Below are 24,695 nucleotides of genomic sequence, written 5' to 3' on the forward strand. Positions count from 1 at the left end.
ATACTGGCCTTTTTTAGTTAAGGAAATGAAATAGATTTAGAATTCAATCTCAAAATAAATACTACTTGCCGGAACTAAATCTGTAATGGCTTCGCCTTTCAAAACAATATCAGAGGCGTTGAGGAGCTGTAAATTAATTTTCCATAAACCGGTCATCGTCAATGCTAATTTTCCGTGGTATAATTTATCCGAAGTAGACTGTGTTAAATCAACATTATTAGGCGAACCATGATTCCCCATGCTTGGCATTCTTGGATCAATTTTAACTTTAAAATTGTCCACTAATGGAAAACTCATCATCGATTCCATTTTATAAACCCCAACCATCATATCATTCACCGCCACTTTTGGATTATGTGGTTCAACATAAGCCACAATATATTTTGCAGTATCAGAACCGGTGAAAGTAGTCACTCGTTGTTTCGCAGACGCTGGAACATCTATTACGGAAGTTGCCGTGTAAGCGGCTCCATTAATCGTATAATCTATTTTTAAATCCCAATATTCTGTAGCATTTTGGGGCATTTGAAAAACAATAGTTCCTTTGTACAAAGTTCCATCAGCGGTTATTTTTTCCACTCCCGATTTTGGGCATGAATGCGTCATCATAGTCATGTGCATCAATGGCATCCAAGTAATAGTCGCATTTTTTACGTAATCCCCACTAGCTTTATCTTTAATTCGTAGACTAATTTCATTATGGCCTTGTTCTAAAGCTCCCTTATGAGCATACAATTCGATTGTATGGGTGGAGTTGATGATTTCTTTGAATTTGGTTAATTCTGCCAACTCATCAACAATCAGCGTGTCACTATCTGAGGAACAGGAGGAAAATGCAAGCGTTAGAGCCATTACAGCTAGTATATTTTTTAATTGAAATTTCATTTCTTAAAATTTATTTTAATTATTAGGTTTTGATTTGCATGCTGTTTTTTGGATATTTATTTCCAAAAAAAGCAAACAGAATCTCATCCGTTGTATAAAACGGAAGTAAAAAGCACCCGATGTGCCTAAAAATTTAAGAAATAAAAGTGGGTGGATGAAAAACCGAATCACTATTCAAATAGAAATATAAATCAGAGTAGTATTGATTACTATTTGCTTTAACGTAAAAAATATTTGATGCTGCTACAAAAGTGTTAATTTCTTCAAAAATCATCACATCGAGAATCGAACTAGCAGCTTTTTTATCAGTAGATAGCGGTTTTTCGGCATCAGAGGCTTTTGCCAATTCTTTCATCAAATGACATTTTCCGTTACATTGCATCTTTGGTTTATCTTTATTAATACAAAGTACCTTTGAGATGTATTCATAATTGAGAACATACTCTAATACCGGAAGAACTGGTTTTACGAGCATGAATAATACAATTATGAATATGATTTTTTTCACGGTGCAAATTTAAAAACAAAAGCATCAAAAAGCATATTTGAAATCAAATAATTTTACAAAAATGATTCAATCTCAAATAAATGCCAAATACTGTTAAGTTAGCTGTAGTGTTGGAATTTCAATTTTATTTAATTCTAGCTGATAAAATTTAAACTGGTTTAAAATTTCATTTTTTGTTATTTGAAAAAATGGGTTATTTGAAAAGAAATCTTGATAGTAGGTAATTCCAATAATCAAATTATTTCTAAACGCATTCCATTTTTTAATTTGTCCCGCTGTAACAACATCAGAGACGGTTTCAATTTCATTTTTTAAATAATCTAAGTACATTTTCAACTCTTTGACAAATAAATTAGGACGGTTTCCATCTCGTAAAATTGATGCATTTCCATAAATGTGTTTTACCATTGTGGCAAGCGAAACTTCGTGATCAAAATAAGCCATATTAGGTCCAGGACAAATAATTACGCCCTGCGCTTGACCTTTAATTTTAATATCATTTTCCAAATACGAAGCATTGGCTAAACCCACACAAAGACAAGCTTTATCAGTAATACTATTTTTCTTTTTTTGGAAATCTTTCTCAGATAGTGATGCTATCTGAAGTTGTAATTCATCTAATTTTAAATCTTGATACTTTTTAGAAGAGGTGCAAATTCCTTTAGCATCATATTCTTTGCTTAACGCCAAAAATCTCTTTGGACATGAACTACCCGCTTTATTATCGTTGATTCGTTTTTGCTTTAAAACTTCATTTGTAGTTCCACGTAAAGTGTTAAAAGGAATTCCTAAAGGGGAAATATGACTTAAATATAAATCTTCTTCTTTGGCTGCAGCCAGTAAACTTCTAGTATGATTATCTACCGAAGTTGCTTCTGGCACTAATAAAAATGGCGAACCCCAACCTACAGAATCTACACCATAATAATCAAGTAGAAAATCATGCTCTTCAGCAGTCCCTACCCCGCCTTGTACCGTGATTTTCATATCTAAGGGCTGGCTAGGAATAGCTGTACCTTTTTGTCCCAAAGCCTTCACCATCAACTCATGTGATGATTGAATCAACTGCTGTTTTTTATTTTTAAATTCTTCTAAAATTGGCCCTAATAAAAAGCCTTCTGTTGCAAACGCATGCCCACCGCAGTTTAGTCCTGATTCAATTCGATATTCAGAAACCCACAAACCCTTTTTAGCTAAAAAATTTCCTTGAATCATTGCCGAACGAAAATCACTTACTTTCAGTGTAATTTTCTTTTTCAATGTGTTATTTGCGTCCGGAAAGAAAGCCGAAAAACTTTCAAAATAACTGTACAATCGTGGATTCATTCCCGCAGACAGCACAACAGAGGATTCTAATGTACTGTTGACAAATCCGCGCAATGCAGCATGAGCATCATTAAACTCAATTGGTAATTGTTCGTCCTTGATAAAATTATCCTTATCCAATTTGGTCATAATATTGACATCAATCTCACCCGGATAAAGATTTTTCTCTAGATAATTTTTGAGATTTTCTTTGAAAGCGAAACCGTCTTCCATCAAGTTTTGCAAACCTGCTTTAATCGCTGATTTGTTGGGTAGCATGGCAATGTAATTTTCCAAAGCTGATTTACTTTCCAACAATTCCGTTTTCAAATTTTCAAATTTTTCCGTCACAATTTTATCTACCAAATTCAGATACGAAGTGATGCGCTCTGCGCGATAATCATTTATTTTTTGCGTAATTTCCTGATAAGGGAGATTAAACTTTTTGCTGTAAAAAGCGTTCATCTTCTCTATTAGTTCATCATCCATAATAGAAATTACAGACGAAATTCCATATTTTGCGACACGTATTGGACTATCAATTGTATACGCAAGTCCCATAACGGGAATATGAAAGCTATGGATTGGTTTAAGTGTTGTCATTTTAAGTAATTTAATAAAGTACAAAATTGAAAAAACTAAATTGAAAAAAAACTGATAAATGTCATAACGGATCGGACTTTATATAAATACCTTAGCCGACAAAAACACCGAATCATTAGAAAAATTTAACAATGAAATTAAACCTCCAATTATGGTTAAAATTTTCTCTACTAAACCTCTGTCTTGTTGCACTTCTTGGACTTATAATGCGGTCTAAAATTAGTTTTGGATTTATTTACTTTGATTTTAATTATCTCCTACATTCGCATTCTCATTTTGCTTTTTCTGGATGGATCACTCACACGATAATGACTCTGATGATTTTTTTAATTCAAGACAAAATATCAAATTCCCGATTAAAAACTTATAAAGCAATAATCATCGCAAATCTAGTTTGCTCTTATGGAATGCTTATTTTCTTCATATTACAAGGGTATGGCATGATCTCAATAATTTTTTCAACAGGTTCTATTTTTGTTTCATACGCTTTTGGATTTTATTATTGGAAAGATTTAAAAAAATTAGATTCAAATTTAGCAGCAATAAATTGGTTTAGAGCTGCTGTTTTATTTAATATTATTTCATCAATGGGTACGTTTTATCTTGCTTTCATGATGGCTACTAAGAGCATTAATGAAGATTTGAAATTAGCATCCATATACTATTTTCTACATTTTCAGTATAATGGATGGTTCTTTTTTGGTTGTATGGGCTTGCTATTTTGGTATCTAAACATAAAAAAAACAGATAACACAATTTATGATTTAGCATTTAAACTTTTTGCAATTGTATGTGTTCCCGCCTATATCTTATCTTTATTATGGTTGCACATTCCAAGTTGGATCAATGTTTTAGCAATAATGGCGGCTGTTATTCAAGTTTTAGCTTGGTTTAAATTATTAGTTGTTTTGACCCAAACTTACAAACACATTTTTAAAAACACCGATTTCTTGTTGCGTTCAATTCTTATATTCGTGTGCGTAGCTCTTTCTATAAAATTTATTCTGCAACTTGGTTCAACTATACCTTATTTCAGCCAAATTGCCTCTTCTTTCAGACCTATTGTTATTGCGTACTTACATCTAGTTCTTCTTGCTGTAATCTCATTGTTTTTACTTTGCTACATTTATACTAACCATTTTATTATGTTAACTAAAAAAATTAAAGTTGGATTACTTATTTTTTCTCTCGGAGTATTTTTAAATGAGTTAGTTTTAGCTCTTCAAGGTTTACTCCCATTTAATTTTCCCGCAGTTCCTAACGTTAATATGATTTTATTTGGACTGGCAATGTTTTTATTAATTGGCATCACTATTATCACTTATTTCTCGATTAAAAATAAGTATGTCAAATAAAATATTCGTAATGCATTCTACTCCTTTTTTTACGCATGATTAAACTTTTTAAAGTATTGATTGTCTTATATCTATAATTTTAAAAAAATAAAAATATGAAAAGATTTGTGGTAGCTGCATTATTAGTTGTAGGAATAACAACTTATGCACAAGTTAAGAGAGAAAGTCCTCAACAATCTAATATCGAGCGAATGAGTCCCGAAGAGCGTCAAGAGAAGCAAATAAAAAGGATGACAGCTGAATTAAACCTAAATAGCACTCAACAATTTCAAATAAAGCAACTTCTAGCTGATCAATCAGCAAATAGGGAAAAGAAAATTAACCGCAATGATTTATCAAAAGCAGAAAAGAAAGATAAGCGTGAGACTAAAATAAGAAAGATACAAGAAAATCAAAAAATAATGGAAGAGAAAATGACAGCGATTTTAAGTCCAGAGCAATTTACTACTTGGAAAACCAATCAAGAAAAGATAAAACAAAAGGTAGCAAATCGTGTCAAAGATAAAAGAGACGGAACATTAAGAAATGAAATAGAAAATTAAATAAAAAGCTTCGGATTGTTTTCCGAAGCTTTTTGTTATGTCTAAAATGTTTTTGAAACTTTGTCAACCGCTTTTATCGTAATATCTAAATCCTCGTAAGAAAGTGCGTCAGTAAGAAACCAACTCTCGTAAGCCGATGGTGCAATATATATTCCCTCGTTTAATAAGCCGTGGAAGAATTTTTTAAAGTTTTCATTATCCCCTTTCGCAGCCGATTTAAAATCAGTGACAGGATTTGCATCAAAGTGAACTGATATCATAGATCCAATTCTATTAATTGTAAAATCTACCTTATTCGCTTTTAAAACTTTATCCATTCCTGCATGTAAATAAGCTGTTTTTTCGGCTAAACTTTTAAATACAGCACGGTCATTATTTAAAGATTGAAGCATTGTTAATCCTGCAGCCATCGCCAGTGGATTTCCAGATAATGTTCCGGCCTGATAAACGGGTCCCAGAGGAGCTAGATAATTCATAATTTCTTCACGAGCTGCAAAAGCACCTACGGGTAAACCACCACCAATTACTTTTCCAAAGCAGACAATATCAGCATTTACGTTTAGTAATTCTTGAACGCCACCTGCAGCTAACCTGAAACCTGTCATAACCTCATCAAAGATTAAGAGAATTTCATTATCAGTACACATTTGGCGCAAGCCTTCTAAAAAACCTGCAACTGGTGGAATACAGCCCATGTTTCCAGCAACTGGCTCCACAATAATACAGGCAATTTCGTTTTTATTAGCCTCAATTAATGTGGCTACGTTTTCTAGATCATTGTAAGTTGCTAGCAAAGTATCTTTTGCAGTTCCAGCAGTAACACCTGGACTATTAGGTGAACCAAAAGTGATAGCACCACTTCCAGCCTGAATCAAAAACGAATCAGAATGACCGTGATAGCATCCAGCAAATTTAATTATTTTATCTTTTTTAGTGAAACCTCGTGCTAGTCTTACCGCACTCATACAAGCTTCAGTTCCTGAATTTACAAATCTAATTTTATCAATATTTGGAACCATGGAAACAGCCAAAGCAGCAATTTGAGTTTCTAGCTCTGTTGGCATGCCAAAAGAAGTTCCTAATTTTGCTTTTTCAATTACTGCTTGAACAACTGGCTCATAAGCATGCCCTAAAATCATTGGACCCCAAGAATTAATATAATCAATTAAACGGTTTCCGTCTTCATCATATAAATAAGCTCCTTTTGCACTTTTTACAAAAATAGGCGTTCCACCCACTGCTTTAAATGCTCTCACTGGTGAATTTACACCTCCAGGAATGACTTTTTCTGCTTCAGCAAAAAGCTGACTACTTCTTTTGTATAACATTGATATATTTTTGAATTTTCGTTTTTTAACTAATTTACTACTAGTCGCTGACCAATAGACAATGTATTATCTGTTAAATTATTTTTTTGTTTTAAATCCTCTACTTTTAATTCGAATTTTTTAGAAATTGAATACAATGTATCGCCTTTTTGAACTACGTAAGAAGCTAGCGCATTTCCTATATTTCGAGATTCTAACGTTAGCTCTTCCACTAAATGATCTTCGCTTAGTACATAATTGATATCTAGCACTTTACTGTCATATTGATGTAAATTATAACGGTCAATATAGGATATTAATTTGTCAGGATATTTAGGATCTGTAGCATATCCTGCAGCACGTAAACCTCGCGCCCAAGCTTTATAATCGCCTTTTGTATATTCAAAAAGTTTAGCATATCTACTTCTACTAGTCAAAAACAATGCGTGGTCTTGAAAAGATTCTGCCGGGCTATCATATTTCCGAAAACATTCTTGCGCCGCATCATCGTCATGATTTACGCTCTCTCCAGTCCAACCTGCATGACATTTTATCCCAAAATGATTATTTGATCGTGTTGCTAAATCTCCTCTTCCCGCACCTGATTCTAAAATTCCTTGCGCTAAAATAATACTTGCAGGAATTCCGTATTGCTTCATATTAGCCATTGCTATCTCCTTAAATTGATAAACATATAATTTAATAACATCATTTGTTACAATAGTTTTTGATGTAGAAACAATAACCTCCGTCTGAGAATTTTTAGTATTTCTTTTGATTGTTTTTGAAGCTGTCGACTTATTAGCTGTTGCAGATTTTGAATTCGTCCTCTTACTAGTTCTAACTACTTCAGAATTTGTTTTGGATGGAGCTTTCTTTGTTGTAACAATCACTGGTTTTGAGGCATTACACCCTATCAACGTAATTATTGTAAGTAGTAGCAGAATTTTTTTAATCATTGATTACTATTGTTGGTAGTTGTTTCTTTTTTAATTTTAAATTCATCCCTGAAATCCCTTGAAGTCCTCCAGTGTGAATGACTAAGATTTTTGAATTAGCAGGGAAATAATTATTTTTAATCATATCTATAACGCCAAAAACCATCTTTGCGGTATAAACGGGATCTAGTTGAATTTGGTTTTCTACAGTAAACTTATTTATAAAATGTATTAAAAGCTCATTTACTTTCCCATATCCACCAAAATGATAATCAGTTATTAATTGCCAATTTTTATGCTGTACAAAATTACTAATTTCCTCTTTTAAAAAATCACCTTTTAATGCTGGAAATCCCAAAACTTTTTGATGGGGTAAAATACTATTGATAACTCCTGAAATAGTTCCGCCAGTTCCCACTGCACAACAGATATAATCAAATTCGGAATCGCTTTCTGTTAAAATTTCTTCACAACCTTTTATGGCTAATTGATTCGTTCCTCCTTCTGGAATTAAGTAAAAGTCGCCAAATTCTTCTTTTAGATTTTCCAAAAATGATATTTCACTTTTTAATCGGTAGAATTCTCTTGAAACAAATTTAAATTGCATTCCACAGCTTTGCGCAAATTTTAGTGTGGGATTTTCATTTATTTTATCAAATAACTCGTGGCCTCTAATAATCCCTATAGTTTTAAATCCTTTTTCTTTCCCCGCGTAAGCAACAGCAGCAATATGATTAGAAAAAGCTCCTCCAAATGTGAGGATTGTATTTTGATTTTCGATGAAAGCTTGAAGCAAATTATATTTAAGTTTTCTAAACTTGTTTCCCGATACAAAAGGATGAAGTAAATCTTCCCTTTTGATTTGTACGGAAATAGAATTTGATAACGATAAATTTAATTTTTGGTTCAACTGTTACTGGATTTGTAACAAAGGTAAAATTTAATATATAAAAAATGCAACCATTTAGATTGCATTTCATTTTTATCCGTCGAAAATAATCAGTTTTTAACTATTACTTTTTTTCCAACTACCTGTTTATCTTTTGTCATAATTTTTAAAATATAGATTCCAGAACTCAATCCCGATGTCGACATCCGGTAAGTAGAATCAGCACCTAAATCTTTTTTGATAAAGATCAATTTACCAGCCACATCATAGAGCCCACAATTATCAAGATCTTTTAAAAGAGGATTATCAATTACTAAATTTTTTAATGAATTATCTTGATAAATAAGAAAATTTTTAGAGGTAGATTCAGCAATCGACAGTGTATTATCAGTTTTAAAAGTTATTTCAAACTGTGTATTGTTACCTGTGGCTAAATTTATTTCATGAAAATCATTTTTTATATCGTGGTATGTATTTGCTAATTTATCGTGCAAATAAACCGAAGTTACATCAGTAAAATTGATTATTTCATTTACAGTAATTTTATAACTTGCCGGCTGAGTATTTTTAAAACCGATTGGAATTTTTTTATCAATATCAAAATTTACAGCATTAATAACATATTCTGAATTTTCCACTACAAAATACACATCGGCCTGAGATGCATCGCTAGAGGATCGTGCGTCCATTCCTCGATCCACTCCATCTGTCGCCTCTGGAATAAATGCTAGAGCAAGCTGACGAACTCCTTGATTATTCATTAAAGTATTAATACGTATTTGTGGTGTTGGCGTCAAGCTTACTGTTGTATAATCAAATCCAGAAACTGATTGCATCTCATTTATTTTTGTACTTCTATTTTGGTTTTTAGCTACACTAGTTCTTAAAACTGTAGAGGATGCCAGAGTTTCTTTACTAAACACTCTATAACTATTTTTCATTTCAACATTACCATTAGATACACCCTGAACTAAAAAGCCTTGACCAATAGGTAAAAAACGCCTTAGATAAGCCGCGCCTGTTCCTGCACTACTTCCTTGATTACCAGCACCATCATAAGAATAAAAAGTGGCTGGAACATAAATCCCTAAACTCCCCATAGTTCCTGGCGAAAAAGCACCATAACCACCTTTATAATCAGCTATAAAATGCGAATTAATCGAAGAGTCCTGCTCCCAAAAATAAGCAGTACCACTACAATTACTATTGTTAGGATCTAAGAGAAAAGCTGATAAATCAGTCGCTGATGGATAAGGATTTCCAGTTAATGTAAATTGACCAATTACTACTGGAATTAAGATCGTGCCGTCATTAGGCTTACCTCTAAAATCATATCGCTGTGATTGTCCCGTTGGATTATTAGTGCTAATTCCTGAAGTTCCTTTCATCGTGAAACCTTCTCCAGCATTAATTGTAGAATTTGCTCCTACTTGAACCCAACTGTAATAACTTGAAGACCCAATTAACTTATTAATCCAAAACGGAGCTATTGCTAATGGACTTGTTGTACCATTATAATTATTACTAGCTAGAATTGCAGGTTCATTAAAAGTGGTCAAACCTGTCACATCTTTAAGTTGGGTAATACCAAATGGCGAGTTACCAGCAATAATATTACTTCCACCTACTGGAGAAGACCAATAATTATATTGAAAATTATTAGTCGACCCTTCTTGAAATACTGATAAAGCTCCTAAACCTTTATTAGTACTTGCAGCAGTAGAACCTTGAATAAGTTGCGCATTGTCTCGCAGATATAAAGTACTATTGCTCGCCGTGAGTTCAATATTTTGCTTTACATATACTACCTCATTCTTTGCAAATAAAGCACTATTAGCACTCACAAATAGTTGAGCATTTACTGTGAATTGAAATAAGAATAAGCTTGCGAAAAATGCTGTTCTTTTGAGTAATTCTTTATTCATAAGAAAGACATTAAAATTAATTACCATAATAAGAGATTGTGCATCGTCTAAAAAATTCGAGCAAAACACAGAACAAACCTAATAATTAAAAAACATTTTAACGATTAAAAGTATTAATCATCGATAAAATACCTAATTTTTATTAAAATATAATTATTTTCTTATATAAATAATAAATTATAAATATTAAATTAGTAAACCGATAAGAGCGTAGTAAAATATTTAGGTTGCAGTTTAAAATTATTGATCAAACAAAAAATAACTATTGAATATATATTACAGTTTTAAGTGTAATTGTATGTGTTAGCTAAGAAATTATTTCTTGATTTTTAGATAGAAATAGAAATTCCAAAAAACTCGTTTTTGTAGATAAAGCGAATCAAACTCATTTGCATAGGCCTCTCGTTCAAAGCTGATATTTCGATAAGCGAGGTTTGAATTTCTATAGTGCAATAACCGGATGATATACTCTAAAAAATACCATACATAAAATGGAACTATTAGCAATTCTAATTGCTGGCGCAAATGAATTTTCTCATGATTAAGTAAAACTAAGTTGCCTCTATCCTCTTTATACTTGATAAAAACAAAAGGAAAGACAGTCATACCGCGATAACCATTTGGAATTAAATATTTAGTAACAATCAGAAGCATTAACTATAAAATTTATAAATTTGTAGAAAGATAGCGTATTTGTAATGACTATTTCAATTTTTGAGCTACCATAAAAACAATTAAAAAAAATTTACAAAGAATACTTTTCCAGCATGAATGATCAAAGCAACGAAAAAAAGTTAGTAGAAGGCGAAGATTTTTATTTTACACCAGAGGGATATAAATGTTTTACTGAAAAGCATCATTTAAAAAGAGGCTACTGCTGTAAAAGTGGCTGTAGACATTGTCCTTATGGATTCAATAATAAAACAGGAAGAGTAAAAAAATAAGTTTAAAGCACGTTTAGCAACGGTAGACATAAGTAAACGTTTTTTTTATTTTAATAGATTGTAATTTATGTATTCAAATGAAAATTCAAAATATTAAAAAATTTATAGTAAATCAATGACTTTTAAAGCAAATATACAACAAGGTATTCCCTCAGTTTTGCCAGAAACCAAGACTTATGATACTAAAATCAATCATGCACCAAAACGGAAAGATATACTGTCTCAGGACGAAAAAAAATTAGCATTAAAAAATGCGCTTCGCTACTTCGAACCGCATCATCACAACATTTTAGTTAAAGAATTCTCTGACGAATTAAAAAACTACGGACGAATTTACATGTATCGATTTCGTCCAGAATACGAAATGTATGCGCGTCCAATAGATCAATATCCCGGAAAATCTGAGCAAGCGAAAGCCATTATGTTGATGATACAAAATAATCTGGATTATGCTGTCGCACAGCATCCACATGAATTGATAACCTACGGGGGAAATGGAGCAGTATTTCAAAATTGGGCACAATATCTTTTAACCATGCAATATCTTTCAGAAATGACTGATGAGCAAACATTAACAATGTATTCCGGTCATCCCATGGGATTATTTCCTTCTCATAAGGAAGCTCCACGAGTTGTGGTGACTAATGGTATGGTTATTCCTAATTATTCAAAACCGAATGATTGGGAAAGAATGAATGCACTTGGCGTTTCGCAGTATGGACAAATGACTGCGGGAAGTTTCATGTACATTGGGCCGCAAGGAATTGTCCACGGAACAACGATCACAGTTTTGAATGCTTTTCGAAAAATAAATCGCAATCCAACAGGAGGACTATTTTTAACTTCTGGCTTAGGTGGAATGAGTGGCGCACAACCAAAAGCGGGAAATATTGCAGGATGTATAACTGTATGCGCCGAAGTAAATCCTAAAATAACGCATATTCGTCATACTCAGGGTTGGGTGAATGAAGTAATTACGGGTCTTGATTATCTCGTTGCGAGAGTTAACTTAGCAAAAACTAATAATGAAATAGTTTCAATTGCATATCTTGGAAATATAGTAGACGTTTGGGAAAAATTTGATGTAGAGAACATCTATATTGATTTAGGATCCGATCAAACATCTTTACACAATCCTTGGTCAGGTGGCTATTATCCTGCTGAGCTATCTTTTGAAGAAGCTAATGCAATGGTGGTTGAAAATCCAGATCTTTTCAAAATCAAGGTTCAAGAAACGTTACGCAGACATACTGCCGCAATTAACAAACATACTGCAAAAGGAACTTATTTTTTTGATTACGGCAATGCATTCCTACTTGAATCATCTCGTGCAGGCGCCGATGTAATGAGTAAAAACGGACATGACTTTAAATATCCAAGTTATGTGCAAGATATAATGGGACCTATGTGCTTTGACTATGGTTTTGGACCGTTTAGATGGGTTTGTGCTTCAGGAAAATTAGAAGATCTAATTAAAACAGATGCAATTGCCTGTGAAGTTTTAGAAGAAATGTTAAAAAATGCACCACAAGAGATTTATCAACAAATACAAGATAATATAAAGTGGATAAAAAGCGCACAAAAAAATAAATTAGTTGTCGGTTCTCAAGCTAGAATCCTTTATGCTGATGCCGAAGGACGAGTTAAAATTGCCGAGGCTTTTAATCAGGCAATAGCTAATGGTGAAATAGCAACTATTATTTTAGGTCGGGATCATCATGATGTTTCAGGAACAGATTCTCCGTACCGAGAAACATCAAACATATACGATGGTTCGAGTTTTACAGCTGACATGGCCATACAAAACGTAATAGGCGATAGTTTTAGAGGTGCAACTTGGGTTTCTATCCACAATGGTGGCGGTGTAGGATGGGGCGAGGTAATTAATGGGGGATTTGGTATGGTTCTTGATGGTTCTCAAGAAGCTTCTAAACGTTCAGCATCAATGCTTTTCTGGGATGTAAACAATGGAATCTCTAGACGAAGTTGGGCCAGAAATGAGGGTGCTATCTTTGCAATAAAAAGAGCAATGGAGACGCAACCTTTATTAAAAATAACACTCCCTAACATAGTAGCTGATCATTTATTAGACTAAAAAAATAGAAATTATAATTATTGAATCAATTAACAAAAAAATGAATATAGTATGAAAGCAATAAAATTCCTCCCCGTATTGCTACTTGTGGTTTTTTCCTCATGTAGTTCTGTAAAAGTGTATTCTGATTACGATAATAAGGTAGATTTTAATCAATATAAAACGTACGCGTTCCACAAGAAAGGAATCGATAAGGTAGAAATTTCCGAATTAGATAAGAAAAGAATTCTTCGTGCAATTGACGCTGAACTTACTTTAAAAGGAATGACAAAAAGTGAAACTCCAGATTTGCTGATCAATATTTTCACAAAAGAAAGAGAAAAAATAGACGTTAACCAATTCAATATGGGTTGGGGTTACGGTTGGGGCTGGGGCTGGAATCCATATATGTGGGGAGGTCGTAATAACTCGGTTACTTCATCTACTGAAGGAACACTCTATATTGATTTGATTGATGCTAAGAAAAAAGAGCTAGTGTGGCAAGGTGAAGGAGTTGGCTATTTGACAAATAATCGAAGTGAGAAAGAGAAAGTAATAAATGAATTTGTTACTAAAATATTAGCACAATTTCCTCCAAAAGCAAAATAATTTCAATAAATGAATTAAACTTTAAAGCCTACCTTTGTGTAGGCTTTTTTAATAGAAGATTATGAGTTTAAACCACGACATTACCACATTGACAGATATAGAATTATTAGTCGACACCTTCTATGCTAAGGTGCAAAAGGATGAGTTAATAGGATCCATTTTTAATGATAAGATTGGAGACAATTGGCCTGAACATCTAGAGAAAATGTATCGTTTCTGGCAAACTATTTTATTAAATGAGCACACGTACTCTGGTAGTCCATTTCCCCCTCATAAACAATTACCTGTCGAAAAGGCGCATTTTGACAGATGGATTGATATTTTCACAGAAACTGCTGATCTCTTATTTGCAGGTCCAATAGTTGAAGAAGCAAAATTTAGAGCAAAAAATATGGCGACCATGTTTCACCACAAAATTGACTATTTTAGGAATGCTGCCAAACATAATACAAATCATTAATATTTCTATTAAAGACCAATTCTATGCGTAAATATATCTTTGGCTTTTTTTCAATCACTTTATTATTTTCTTGTTCGAATTTAAAGCAAAGTAGTGAATCAAGACAAATCCCTCAATTAAAATTCATCAATTCAATTGAAATTCCGTTCAATCTAGAGTTCAAGGACACAAAAATTGGCGGTCTCTCTGGGATTGATTATGACAAAAAACAAGATCTATATTATATTATTTGCGACGAGCGATCGCAAGAAAATCTTTCTCGGTTTTACACTGCAAAAATCAAAATCAGTAAGGACAAGTTAGAAACTATAGACTTTACAGAAACAACTACCCTAAAAAATGCCGAAGGTTTAGCTTTTGGAAATTGGCTAATTAATCCAGAGACTTCCGCTGATCCAGAAGACATTCGCCTTAACCCTAAAACTAATTCATTAATTTGGAGTAGTGAAGGTGCAAGAGTGCTTTCCACAGAAAAAAATATTTTACAAAATCCGTCCATTACATTTATGGATTTAAAAGGTAATTTTAGCGATAAGCTAATATTGCCTGATAATCTAATAATGCAAAAAGTAAATAAAGGACCTAGGAATAACGGAACTCTAGAAGGAATCACTTTTGATAACAAGTATAAAAATATCTATACTAGCATTGAAGAGCCATTATTTGAGGATGGAAATCAAGCTACGACAAACAATGGTGGATTAATTCGTATTTATCGATTCAATGCTATAAATAAAAAGAATACAGCTCAATATGCTTATAAATTAGACGCTATTGCTCGTGAACCAAACCCAAAAGATGCTTTTGCAGTAAATGGTGTGGCGGCAATTCAATATTACAAAAAAAACCAATTGCTTGTATTAGAACGGTCCTACTCTACCGGAACGCAAGCATGCACCATTAAAGTCTTTTTATGCGATTTTAAAGACGCTACTGACGTTAAAAATTATGATACATTACAAAATCAAACAATTAATTTATCGTCAAAAAAATTACTTCTGAATATGAATGATTTAGGAATTTATACCGATAATATTGAAGGATTAACTTTTGGTCCACAATTAGCTAACGGCAATCGATCGTTACTATTTGTTTCTGATAATAATTTTTCTTCAACGCAAAAAACGCAAGTATTTTTGTTTGAAGTTCAAGAATAGTCACAATTGACTGCATGAGATGTTTAGAATCATTTACACCATCAATATTATGATTTTTATAAGATTGCGATGAAAATCGTACAAGCCTAGCCCAGATAGCAGTGAAAAGCATTTTATAAAGAAAGACTGATTTTGTTGCTATAAAAAAGCGCCCAACGGAAGCTCTTTTTATAGCTTACAAAATTGACTTTTATTTGTAAAATCTTGCAACGAATAGCTGGAAATAGCTCCTGAAATTTGTACTTTTGTTAAAACACTACAACGTTTTCGATATGGACTCAACGATAGAAAGTAATCCGTTATTAGACCGATTGCCACAGCATTTAAAGCAATTTATTAAACCGCAAGATTATGGTGATTATACTCCTATTAATCAAGCAGTTTGGCGTTACGTGATGCGTAAAAATGTAAATTACTTAGCAAAAGTAGCACATAGTTCCTACCTGGAAGGTCTTAAAAAAACAGGAATTGAAGTGGATAACATTCCTAGCATGTACGGGATGAATAGAATTTTAACGGAAATAGGTTGGGCTGCAGTTGCTGTTGATGGTTTTATACCACCAAATGCTTTTATGGAATTCCAAGCCTATAATGTGCTCGTTATTGCTTCGGATATTCGGCAACTTGAACATATAGAATATACTCCAGCACCAGATATTATTCATGAAGGAGCTGGTCACGCGCCAATAATTGCTAATCCGGAATATGCTGAATATTTACGTCGTTTTGGCGAAATAGGATGCAAAGCGATCTCTTCTCATAAGGATTACGAAATGTATGAAGCCATTAGATTACTTTCAATTTTAAAAGAAGCTGAAAATACTCCGCAAGCTGATATTGATGCTGCTGAAAAAGCAGTTGAAGATTTACAGAACAATATGGGCGAACTTTCTGAAATGGCACAAATTAGGAATTTACACTGGTGGACTGTTGAATACGGATTAATTGGGACGGTAGAAAATCCAAAAATTTATGGTGCTGGCTTGCTATCATCTATTGGCGAGAGTGCTCATTGCATGACTAAAAATGTAATTAAAATACCTTATGATATTTCGGCGGCAACCCAAAATTTTGATATTACAAAATTACAGCCTCAACTTTATGTCACTCCTGATTTTGCTTACCTCAGTTTAATACTAGAGGAATTTGCAAATAAAATGGCACTGCGTACTGGCGGATTATCTGGAATAAATAAGTTAATACAATCAAATGCTTTAGGAACTATTGAATTGAGCACAGGAATACAAATTTCGGGTGTTTTCACTAATGTTATTGAAGCAGAAGGAAAGCCAATTTATATTCAAACTACTGGAAAAACAGCCTTATCTTATAGAGAAAAAGAATTAGTGGGCCATGGTACAGTAAAGCATTTAGACGGTTTTGGTAGTCCTATTGGAAAACTAAAAGGAATTAATCTTGCTATTGAGGACATGAGTCCACGAGATTTGAATGCCTACTCAATTACCGAAAACCAAACTGTTACTCTAGAATTCGAAGGCGATATTACCATAAAAGGTGAAATTATAACCGGCAGTAGAAACTTGCACGGCGAGATAATTTTAATCAGTTTTAGAAATTGTACGGTGACTCACGGTAAAATGATTTTGTTTCAGCCAGAATGGGGTATTTATGATATGGCTGTTGGTAAGAAAGTGATTTCAGCTTTTTCTGGTCCTGCCGATGCAAAGAGCTTTGATTTGATTTCGCATGTTCCCTCAAGTCAAACTATTAAAGCTAAACAAAGTATTGAACGCAATAATTTAGAGGTTTTATATGATACGGTAAGAAAGATAAGGGAATCAAAAGATAGAAAAACTTCCTTAGCGCCAATTTTTGAAAAATTAAAAGTTGATCATCCCAATGATTGGTTACTCTCAGTTGAAATTATAGAACTTTTAAAAGAAAGAAACGAATCGGAACTTGTAAAAATGGTAACAGATTATCTTCATGTTTTACAAAATAGACGACCAGAAATAGCGCATCTAATCAGTGGTGGAATGGATTTAATTTGATTTAAAAGTCAACCACGTATTAATTTAGAGAAAGCTAATGCTACTATAAATAAACCGCAGATTTGCAGATTTTAAATTAATCTACGAATCTGCGGTTTTCTTATTACTTATAATTTGAATTGCTGTCCAAATTCTTTCTCGCTTTCAATAACTTTTCCATCATATTTCAAAGTCCATCCTAATTGGCTTGTAGTAATTAGCAATTTAGATAACTCGCTTATTAGTCTATTTTGAGCATTCGTTTTTAAAGATGACTTTTCAATTTTTTTTGCCAAATTTGCCTTTACTGATTTATTAATTTTATTGTAATCCTCGCCAGTAAATGGATTTAACTTGCTTTGCTCCACATCATAAAACTGAATGTCAGGACTAATTTTCACTTCGGCTTTAGGAATACTCACAATCGTAATTATTTTATTAATAGAATCAATGTCATATTTCATTAAGTGTAAATCGTATGCTACCGTAACATCAGCATTGACAACAACCAATGCTTTTTTTTCAAAAGAAAGCATATCCAGCAGATATTTCTGCTGATTTTTATATGTAATTACCTCTGAGAAATGTCCTTCAGTAACTATTAGTTTACCTACGTTTAAAATTTGTTGCTGTATTAATCCTGTACTGTCAATAGTTGTTGAGTCATCCTCTTTCTTAAACTCACAATATTTAAATAATAAAAATATTGAACCTATAATTCCTAATCCTAGTAGTATTCTTTTAATCATAATTAAAATTTCATGAATGAATATTGATTCTCTAATTTAGTTATTTTTTCCTTCAATTTAGTTACAAAATTCTTATGACTCTCTGAATCTGGAGTGAAAGATTTGTGTGCCAATCCTTTCTGAATATTTTCCACTTCATTTATTACATGATAACTAGATTCAGAAATCATCGTTTGTTTAAATCGTTCCCAAATATAATCTATTGCCACTTTATTAGGATGTAACATATCTTCAGCATAGAATCGATAATCACGAAGTTCATCCATCATGATTTCATAGGAAGGAAAGTAATTTATAGTAGAAAGTCTACGATCTAAAGTCTCATGTATCGCGCTAATTATATTGGCTTTGCTTCTTTGGTTTTCTACAAAACCATCTTTGATATGTCGTACCGGTGAAACCGTAAAAATAATAGTACATACAGGATTTAGCGAATGAATTAATTGTAATGTAGTGGCAATACTTTTTTCTATTTCCTCAACAGATAGCAATTCCTTATTGAACGTGTTTTGTGGTACCTTATGGCAGTTCGCCACTATACAATTACTTTCTATGTCACGATAGATCCACGAAGTTCCATAAGTGATAATTAAATGTGTTGCTTCAACTATTTGCTGATTTATTGATTTAATTACTGTGTTTAATGTTGCTAAAAGATCATCTTTACTAGAATTACTCAAATCAGAATGCGCATCAAAACAATGCCATCGTTCATTGTAAAAAAAAATATCATCATCAGTGAATTGCTTTTTGGCAATAGCAAAACTCAACATTTTTTCAATCGCCAGAGGATGAAATAAAATACCAAACGGATTACAGGTATTTTGAAATTTAAAATAATTTAATTTTTCCGCCATATTAACTGCAAAGCAAGATCCTATTGATATTATTTTAGAATCGTAATCGATCGGTGAAATACTTTTGCTAATTGGGATTTGAGTTCTGAATTCCATTTTATACTATTTACTGCAAATCTCAACCATTTAGAACAAATAAATCTAATTTTAAAAAAGAGAATTTAAAGTTATAATAGAAATAGTAAACACTTTCCGTAGAAATGAAGAAAGGGAATTTTATATCCGGTTGAACTTTTTTTTAATAAAAATACTCTGTCTTTAGATTTCCAAAACCATCAAAATTCCTATCGGAAATTTGTTCTTTTGGATAATTATCTGAATCATATTTAATGGTATTAAAGTATGACTTCGCCGAGGAGATAACTTTATCGTCCTTCATTGTTGTATTTACTTCAGTACTTATTATACTATTGTTCGCAGAGATAACTTGATAGTGATCAAGTAATTTTTTAAATCCTTTTATGTTATAAATTGGATTGTTTTGAGCATCATAATCATAGCTTATCTCACTTTCAGTTATGGTACCCGCAACTGTATTATCATAAACTCTTTCATCTTTACTAAAATTATCATTTTCTAAATATAAGACGCCATGATATTCTTTTTGTTCACTCCTATTCCTTATTAGTAAAAATTTTTGGTAAGTCACCGTGTTATTTTCATTGTGAGTATACTTTATTTTAAATTTATCGAGTGATTCAGAACGAATTAATTTTCCCAAGTTGTAGGTGTAATCAACTGTCTCAGTACTTTTATTAGATTTATCAAAAATAATTTTCCTTACAATTAGGCCCTCTTCATATTGAAAATCAATGTGGAAATTCTTGTTATCAGTAGTTTTAATTTCATTACCAACGTATGTGAAGATTGTGGTTGTACCAGTACCATTTGCATTAGTTGTGACCATTTTTGCAACCAACTTCGGCTTTTCGATACTATCATTTGAACATGAATAGAACGAAAATACGCTAAATAAAAAAATGCTAAATAATTGATTGATTTTTTTCATAACAGTTGATTGATTTTTACATAAATCATTACTTTTCGAGCACCGCAGAATTATTATTTTATCAATATAATAGCAATAATCATCGGTGTAATACATAAAATTCAAATACAATACGTCTTTAACAACTTTTTCTTCAGAATATTACGTCTTAATTATTGGTGTAAATCATTCTACAACTATTGTTTAAGAATAACAATTAGTAACTAAAATTATTTTACATACTCAATCGCTTTTTCAAGAGCTTCTGAAATACCATTTAAGTTTTTACCTCCAGCTGTTGCAAAGAAAGCTTGTCCGCCGCCGCCGCCTTGAATAAATTTACCCAATTCCCGAACGACTTGTCCCGCATTCAGATTTTTTTCAGCAACCAATTCTTTAGAAATATAACAAGTTAACATTGGTTTATCTCCCGAAACATCAGTATTTACTGTAGCCAAAACTAAAAATAAATTATCTCCTAAATTACCTAATTCATACGCTAAATCTTTTGCTCCTTCTGGGCTCAAATCTACTTGTTTTGCCAAAAATCGAACACTATTAATTTCCTGAATTTCAGTAGTCAGACTCACTTTCAAATTTTTAACTTTATCTTTAATCAAAGCCTCAATTTGCTTAGAAAGTTTAATGTTTTCCTCCTGTATTGAGTGTACAGCTTTCAAAACATCTTGAGGGTTTTTCAATGCTAATTTTACGTCATTCAATGTGCTTTCATAAGATGCAAAATGTGCTTTCACGGCATCGCTTGTTATTGCTTCAATTCTACGTATACCCGCTGCCACAGCTCCTTCAGAAACAATTTTAAAGTGCCAAATATCGGCAGTATTTTTTACGTGAATTCCTCCACATAACTCCATGCTTTCACCAAATTTAATTGCGCGAACTGAATCACCATATTTCTCGCCAAATAGCGCCATTGCTCCTTCTTGTACAGCTTGAGCAAAAGGGATATCTCTCCTTTCAATAAGTGGTAATTGCTCTTGAATTCTTGTATTCACAAAATCTTCAACATGTTGCAATTCGATTTCTGTTAATTTAGCAAAATGAGAGAAGTCAAATCGTAAATATTTAGGATTTACCAATGATCCTTTTTGTTCTACATGTGTTCCTAAAACACTTCTTAATGCTTGATGCATAAGGTGTGTCGCAGAATGATTGCTTGAAGTTAACGCTAATAAATCGCTATCTACTTTGGCAATAAATTTAGCATTTAGATTTTCCGGCAATTGTTTTGCAAAATGCAAAATCAAGTTATTTTCTTTTTTAGTATCAATGATTTCGATAGTTTCATTCGCTGAAACCAAAACACCTCGATCTCCCACTTGTCCGCCACCTTCTGGATAAAATGGTGTATTATCTAAAACAATTTGGTATAAAATACCGTCTTTTTTACTATCTATTTTACGAATACGAGTGATTTTAACCTCATTTTCTGATTTGTCATATCCTACAAATGTTTCTTCAGAACCAGGAATTAAAACAGACCAATCTTCAGTTGAAACCTCAGATGCGGCACGCGAACGATTCTTTTGTTCTTGCATGGCTACAGCAAAACCAGCTTCATCAAGTTCTAATCCTTTTTCTCGGAGAATAAGAGCTGTTAAATCGATTGGAAATCCAAATGTATCGTACAGCTCAAATGCTTTTGTTCCTGCTACTATTTTCCCTTTTTCGTCGTTTATAACTTTGTCCAGCAACTGCAATCCTTGATCTAAAGTTCTTAGAAAAGATGCTTCTTCCTCCCGAATCACATTAGTAACCAATTGTTGTTGGGATTTAATTTCTGGAAAAAACGCTCCCATTTGGTTGGCTAAAACAGCAACTAATTGATGAACAAAAGGCTCTTTAGTATTCAAAAACGTAAATCCGTAACGGATGGCACGACGCAATATTCTTCTAATCACATATCCAGCTCCCGTATTAGATGGTAATTGTCCGTCAGCAATTGCAAACGCAACCGCGCGAACGTGATCAACCACTACCCGCATTGCAATATTAATTTTCTCCTCAGCTGCGCTTGAAGTGACATTATTATTTACATATTTAAATTCTGTAATTTGCTCTAACTTTTCTATAAGTGGTGTAAAAACATCGGTATCATAGTTAGATGTTTTTCCTTGTAAAGCCATACACAAACGTTCGAATCCCATTCCAGTGTCTACATGCTTAGCAGGTAATTTTTCTAGTGAACCATCTGCCTTACGGTTAAATTCCATAAACACGTTATTCCAAATTTCAACTACTTGTGGATGATCATTGTTCACTAAACTTTTTCCTGAAACTGCATTTTTTTCTACTTGATTGCGTAAATCAACATGAATTTCAGAACAGGGACCACAAGGACCTTGATCACCCATTTCCCAAAAGTTATCTTTTTTGTTTCCAAGAATGATTCGGTCTTCATCAATCAATCCCTTCCAGATATCCCATGCTTCTTGATCAAAAGGGACATTTTCCTCGACACTTCCCTCAAAAACAGAAACATAAAGATTTTCTTTTGGAATTTTATATACTTCTGTAAGAAGTTCCCAAGCCCAATTGATAGCCTCTTTTTTAAAATAATTTCCAAAAGACCAGTTACCTAGCATTTCGAACATTGTATGGTGATAGGTATCAAAACCAACATCTTCAAGATCGTTGTGCTTTCCTGAAACACGAAGACATTTTTGCGTATCAGCTATTCGATTACTTTTGGGCGTTGCGTTTCCTAGAAAATATTCTTTAAATTGCGCCATTCCTGAATTGTTAAACATCAACGTGGGATCGTCCTTGAGAACTATAGGAGCGGAAGGAACAATTAGATGTCCCTTTGATTCGAAAAAATCTAAAAAATGTTTACGTACGTCTTGTGATTTCATATTTTTAAAAAGAAAATTATTCAATATGATAATTAGAAAGTTAGAAAATGCATAAATGTTATAACTTTCTAATTATCTATTTTTTTTGCCTCAGATAAAAGTAATAAGCTTAAAAGTTTTAAAATCAATTTATATTCAACTTTGACAGAGACCGAAAAATCCAGATAGCTTGTGGGAATACTGGCTAATACGAATAAAGATTTTAAAACGAAAACTTACAACGAATACCTAAATAGGCACATTATTATATATATTTATAAAAAAAGCGTATTACAAATGAAACATTTCTTAAATTTGTTCTCCTACGATTTTTACATTGTGCAAAAATAGGGTATTTTAAAATATGTCGAAAGTAAAATATTATTACGATTCTGAAAATCTTGCTTATCGAAAAATTAAAACACGAAAAAGAAAAAAATTCGGTGTTGTTGTTTTGTTTTTATTGGCATCTGCATTATTTGGTTTATTAAGTTTTGTTATTTTATTAAACACACCTTATTTTGAAACCCCTAAGGACAGACTTCAAGCAAGAGAGATTGAGAATTTAAAATTAAATTATGCCATTTTAAATAAAAAAATGGATCAGGTAAATGGCGTTGTAAATGCTATAGAGGACAGAGACAATAATTTATATCGTGTTTATTTCAATAAAACTGCTATTCCAGATTCAACACGCAAAGCAGGCTTACCTGGAGTAGACCGCTATAAGATCTTAGAAGGATATGACAATTCACAATTAGTTACAAACACTGCTAAAAGAATGGATATCCTAACAAAAGAATTGGTAATTCAGTCAAAATCATTGGATGACATTTTAAAATTAGCAGCTGCCAAAAGCGATTTTTTAGCTGCCATTCCGGCCATTCAACCTGTTCGAAACGAAAATTTAAAACACATGGCGTCTGGTTTTGGGTATAGAACAGACCCGTTTACAAAAGTAAGGAAAATGCATGAAGGAATGGATTTTACAGCAAAAACAGGTACTCCTATTTACGCAACTGGCGACGGCGTGGTAACTAGAGCAGATAATTCGGCCTCAGGATATGGAAATCACATCGTGATTCGGCACGGATTTGGATACGAAACCTTGTATGCGCATTTAAGCAAATACAAGTCGCGAGCAGGTCAACGTGTTAAAAGAGGGGACATTATAGGATTCGTAGGAAGTACTGGTCGCTCTGAGGCTCCACACTTACATTACGAAGTACATAAAGATGGGAAAGTAGTAAATCCGCTTAACTTTTATTACGGAAACATATCAGCTGCTGAATATGTTGCGATAGCTCATTTAGCAAATCAGGAAAACCAATCATTAGATTAATGAGAGGAGCTTTTTATAAAGCGAAATCAATTAATTAAAGACAATTGTTCAATAAAAAAGACAAAATAGAGTACAATGCATATTGAACTTTCAAAAGATAAAAGATATTTTAGTATTGGCGAAGTGGCTAAAGCATTTGATGTAAACGCATCTTTAATTCGTTTTTGGGATAGTGAATTTGATATCCTAAAGCCTAAAAAAAATGCGAAAGGTAATAGATTATTTACACCAGATGATATTACTAATTTGCAATTAATTTATCATTTAGTGAAAGAAAGAGGTTTTACACTCGAAGGTGCAAAAACACACTTAAAAGAGGGTCAAAAAAAGACTTTGGATAAATTTGATATTATTCGAAAACTAGAATTAATACGAATACAATTAACTAATATTAAAAATGAATTGTAGTAGA

At 32.7% G+C, this 24,695-nt stretch carries 22 protein-coding genes; 10 read left to right on the forward strand and 12 right to left on the reverse strand.

Features of this window, described 5'->3' with window-relative positions; all coding sequences use genetic code 11:
• Window positions 1-36: 36 nt before the first annotated feature.
• The 3 genes from BUA99_RS07145 to BUA99_RS07155 all read right to left on the reverse strand — a co-directional run bounded on the left by BUA99_RS07145 (window position 37) and on the right by BUA99_RS07155 (window position 3,301).
• Window positions 37-885, reverse strand: coding sequence for a hypothetical protein (locus BUA99_RS07145; RefSeq protein ID WP_072990160.1), 849 nt, complete (start codon window positions 883-885; stop codon window positions 37-39).
• A gap of 133 nt (window positions 886-1,018) precedes the next feature.
• Entirely contained in the window at window positions 1,019-1,393 is a 375-nt protein-coding gene (locus tag BUA99_RS07150) for a PDDEXK family nuclease (RefSeq protein ID WP_234972927.1), read from the reverse strand.
• Between the two features lie 93 nt (window positions 1,394-1,486).
• Window positions 1,487-3,301 (reverse strand): hypothetical protein, encoded by a 1,815-nt coding sequence (locus BUA99_RS07155; RefSeq protein WP_072990162.1) that lies wholly within the window; start codon window positions 3,299-3,301, stop codon window positions 1,487-1,489.
• Window positions 3,302-3,432: 131 nt separating this feature from the next.
• On the opposite strand from BUA99_RS07155, the gene BUA99_RS07160 reads away from it, so the two are divergent.
• Complete coding sequence (locus BUA99_RS07160) at window positions 3,433-4,656, forward strand: hypothetical protein (RefSeq protein WP_072990164.1); 1,224 nt, start codon at window positions 3,433-3,435, stop codon at window positions 4,654-4,656.
• 95 nt (window positions 4,657-4,751) lie between these two features.
• The gene (locus tag BUA99_RS07165; RefSeq protein ID WP_072990166.1) at window positions 4,752-5,198 is read left to right on the forward strand and encodes a hypothetical protein; all 447 of its coding nucleotides are present in this window, start codon (window positions 4,752-4,754) and stop codon (window positions 5,196-5,198) included.
• Between the two features lie 41 nt (window positions 5,199-5,239).
• Here the strand turns inward: BUA99_RS07165 and hemL are convergent, their stop codons facing one another.
• The 5 genes from hemL to BUA99_RS07190 form a co-directional block, all read right to left on the reverse strand.
• Complete coding sequence (hemL, locus tag BUA99_RS07170) at window positions 5,240-6,526, reverse strand: glutamate-1-semialdehyde 2,1-aminomutase (protein WP_072990168.1); 1,287 nt, start codon at window positions 6,524-6,526, stop codon at window positions 5,240-5,242.
• A 29-nt stretch (window positions 6,527-6,555) separates the two neighbouring features.
• On the reverse strand, window positions 6,556-7,464 hold the full coding sequence (locus tag BUA99_RS07175) for a glucosaminidase domain-containing protein (protein ID WP_072990170.1): 909 nt from the start codon (window positions 7,462-7,464) through the stop codon (window positions 6,556-6,558).
• Window positions 7,457-8,353: a 1-aminocyclopropane-1-carboxylate deaminase/D-cysteine desulfhydrase gene (locus tag BUA99_RS07180; RefSeq protein ID WP_072990171.1), complete on the reverse strand. Its 897-nt coding sequence runs from the start codon at window positions 8,351-8,353 to the stop codon at window positions 7,457-7,459. The genes BUA99_RS07175 and BUA99_RS07180 overlap by 8 nt, the downstream gene beginning before the upstream one ends.
• Window positions 8,354-8,442: 89 nt before the next feature.
• Window positions 8,443-10,257: a T9SS type A sorting domain-containing protein gene (locus tag BUA99_RS07185; RefSeq protein ID WP_159430931.1), complete on the reverse strand. Its 1,815-nt coding sequence runs from the start codon at window positions 10,255-10,257 to the stop codon at window positions 8,443-8,445.
• 315 nt (window positions 10,258-10,572) lie between these two features.
• The gene (locus BUA99_RS07190) at window positions 10,573-10,911 is read right to left on the reverse strand and encodes a hypothetical protein (RefSeq protein WP_072990173.1); all 339 of its coding nucleotides are present in this window, start codon (window positions 10,909-10,911) and stop codon (window positions 10,573-10,575) included.
• Window positions 10,912-11,024: 113 nt separating this feature from the next.
• Between BUA99_RS07190 and BUA99_RS15090 the strand changes: the two genes are divergently transcribed.
• From BUA99_RS15090 to BUA99_RS07215, 6 genes are all read left to right on the forward strand, one after another.
• Complete coding sequence (locus tag BUA99_RS15090; protein WP_159430932.1) at window positions 11,025-11,201, forward strand: C1orf53 family protein; 177 nt, start codon at window positions 11,025-11,027, stop codon at window positions 11,199-11,201.
• 115 nt (window positions 11,202-11,316) lie between these two features.
• On the forward strand, window positions 11,317-13,296 hold the full coding sequence (locus tag BUA99_RS07195; RefSeq protein ID WP_072990175.1) for a urocanate hydratase: 1,980 nt from the start codon (window positions 11,317-11,319) through the stop codon (window positions 13,294-13,296).
• A gap of 51 nt (window positions 13,297-13,347) precedes the next feature.
• Window positions 13,348-13,884, forward strand: coding sequence for a DUF4136 domain-containing protein (locus BUA99_RS07200; RefSeq protein ID WP_072990176.1), 537 nt, complete (start codon window positions 13,348-13,350; stop codon window positions 13,882-13,884).
• A gap of 61 nt (window positions 13,885-13,945) precedes the next feature.
• On the forward strand, window positions 13,946-14,344 hold the full coding sequence (locus tag BUA99_RS07205; protein WP_072990178.1) for a group III truncated hemoglobin: 399 nt from the start codon (window positions 13,946-13,948) through the stop codon (window positions 14,342-14,344).
• A gap of 23 nt (window positions 14,345-14,367) precedes the next feature.
• A complete protein-coding gene (locus tag BUA99_RS07210) occupies window positions 14,368-15,501 on the forward strand; it encodes an esterase-like activity of phytase family protein (protein ID WP_072990181.1) in 1,134 nt (377 codons plus the stop codon).
• 272 nt (window positions 15,502-15,773) lie between these two features.
• The gene (locus tag BUA99_RS07215) at window positions 15,774-17,513 is read left to right on the forward strand and encodes an aromatic amino acid hydroxylase (RefSeq protein ID WP_072990183.1); all 1,740 of its coding nucleotides are present in this window, start codon (window positions 15,774-15,776) and stop codon (window positions 17,511-17,513) included.
• A gap of 107 nt (window positions 17,514-17,620) precedes the next feature.
• Here BUA99_RS07215 and BUA99_RS07220 read toward each other — a convergent pair whose 3' ends face one another.
• The 4 genes from BUA99_RS07220 to alaS all read right to left on the reverse strand — a co-directional run bounded on the left by BUA99_RS07220 (window position 17,621) and on the right by alaS (window position 22,962).
• Window positions 17,621-18,241, reverse strand: a complete 621-nt coding sequence (locus BUA99_RS07220; RefSeq protein ID WP_072990186.1) for a DUF4230 domain-containing protein — start codon at window positions 18,239-18,241, stop codon at window positions 17,621-17,623.
• Between the two features lie 2 nt (window positions 18,242-18,243).
• Window positions 18,244-19,194 carry a GSCFA domain-containing protein gene (locus BUA99_RS07225; RefSeq protein WP_072990189.1) on the reverse strand — a complete coding sequence of 317 codons (951 nt, stop codon included), beginning with the start codon at window positions 19,192-19,194 and terminating at the stop codon, window positions 18,244-18,246.
• 142 nt (window positions 19,195-19,336) lie between these two features.
• The gene (locus BUA99_RS07230) at window positions 19,337-20,107 is read right to left on the reverse strand and encodes a hypothetical protein (RefSeq protein ID WP_072990191.1); all 771 of its coding nucleotides are present in this window, start codon (window positions 20,105-20,107) and stop codon (window positions 19,337-19,339) included.
• A 209-nt stretch (window positions 20,108-20,316) separates the two neighbouring features.
• Entirely contained in the window at window positions 20,317-22,962 is a 2,646-nt protein-coding gene (alaS, locus tag BUA99_RS07235; RefSeq protein ID WP_072990194.1) for an alanine--tRNA ligase, read from the reverse strand.
• 343 nt (window positions 22,963-23,305) lie between these two features.
• On the opposite strand from alaS, the gene BUA99_RS07240 reads away from it, so the two are divergent.
• Both BUA99_RS07240 and BUA99_RS07245 read left to right on the forward strand, forming a co-directional pair.
• Entirely contained in the window at window positions 23,306-24,283 is a 978-nt protein-coding gene (locus BUA99_RS07240; RefSeq protein ID WP_072990197.1) for a M23 family metallopeptidase, read from the forward strand.
• Window positions 24,284-24,358: 75 nt separating this feature from the next.
• The gene (locus BUA99_RS07245; RefSeq protein WP_072990200.1) at window positions 24,359-24,691 is read left to right on the forward strand and encodes a MerR family transcriptional regulator; all 333 of its coding nucleotides are present in this window, start codon (window positions 24,359-24,361) and stop codon (window positions 24,689-24,691) included.
• Window positions 24,692-24,695: the final 4 nt, after the last annotated feature.

Origin of the sequence: Flavobacterium segetis, from assembly GCF_900129575.1 — a bacterium.
Lineage (GTDB): Bacteria > Bacteroidota > Bacteroidia > Flavobacteriales > Flavobacteriaceae > Flavobacterium > Flavobacterium segetis.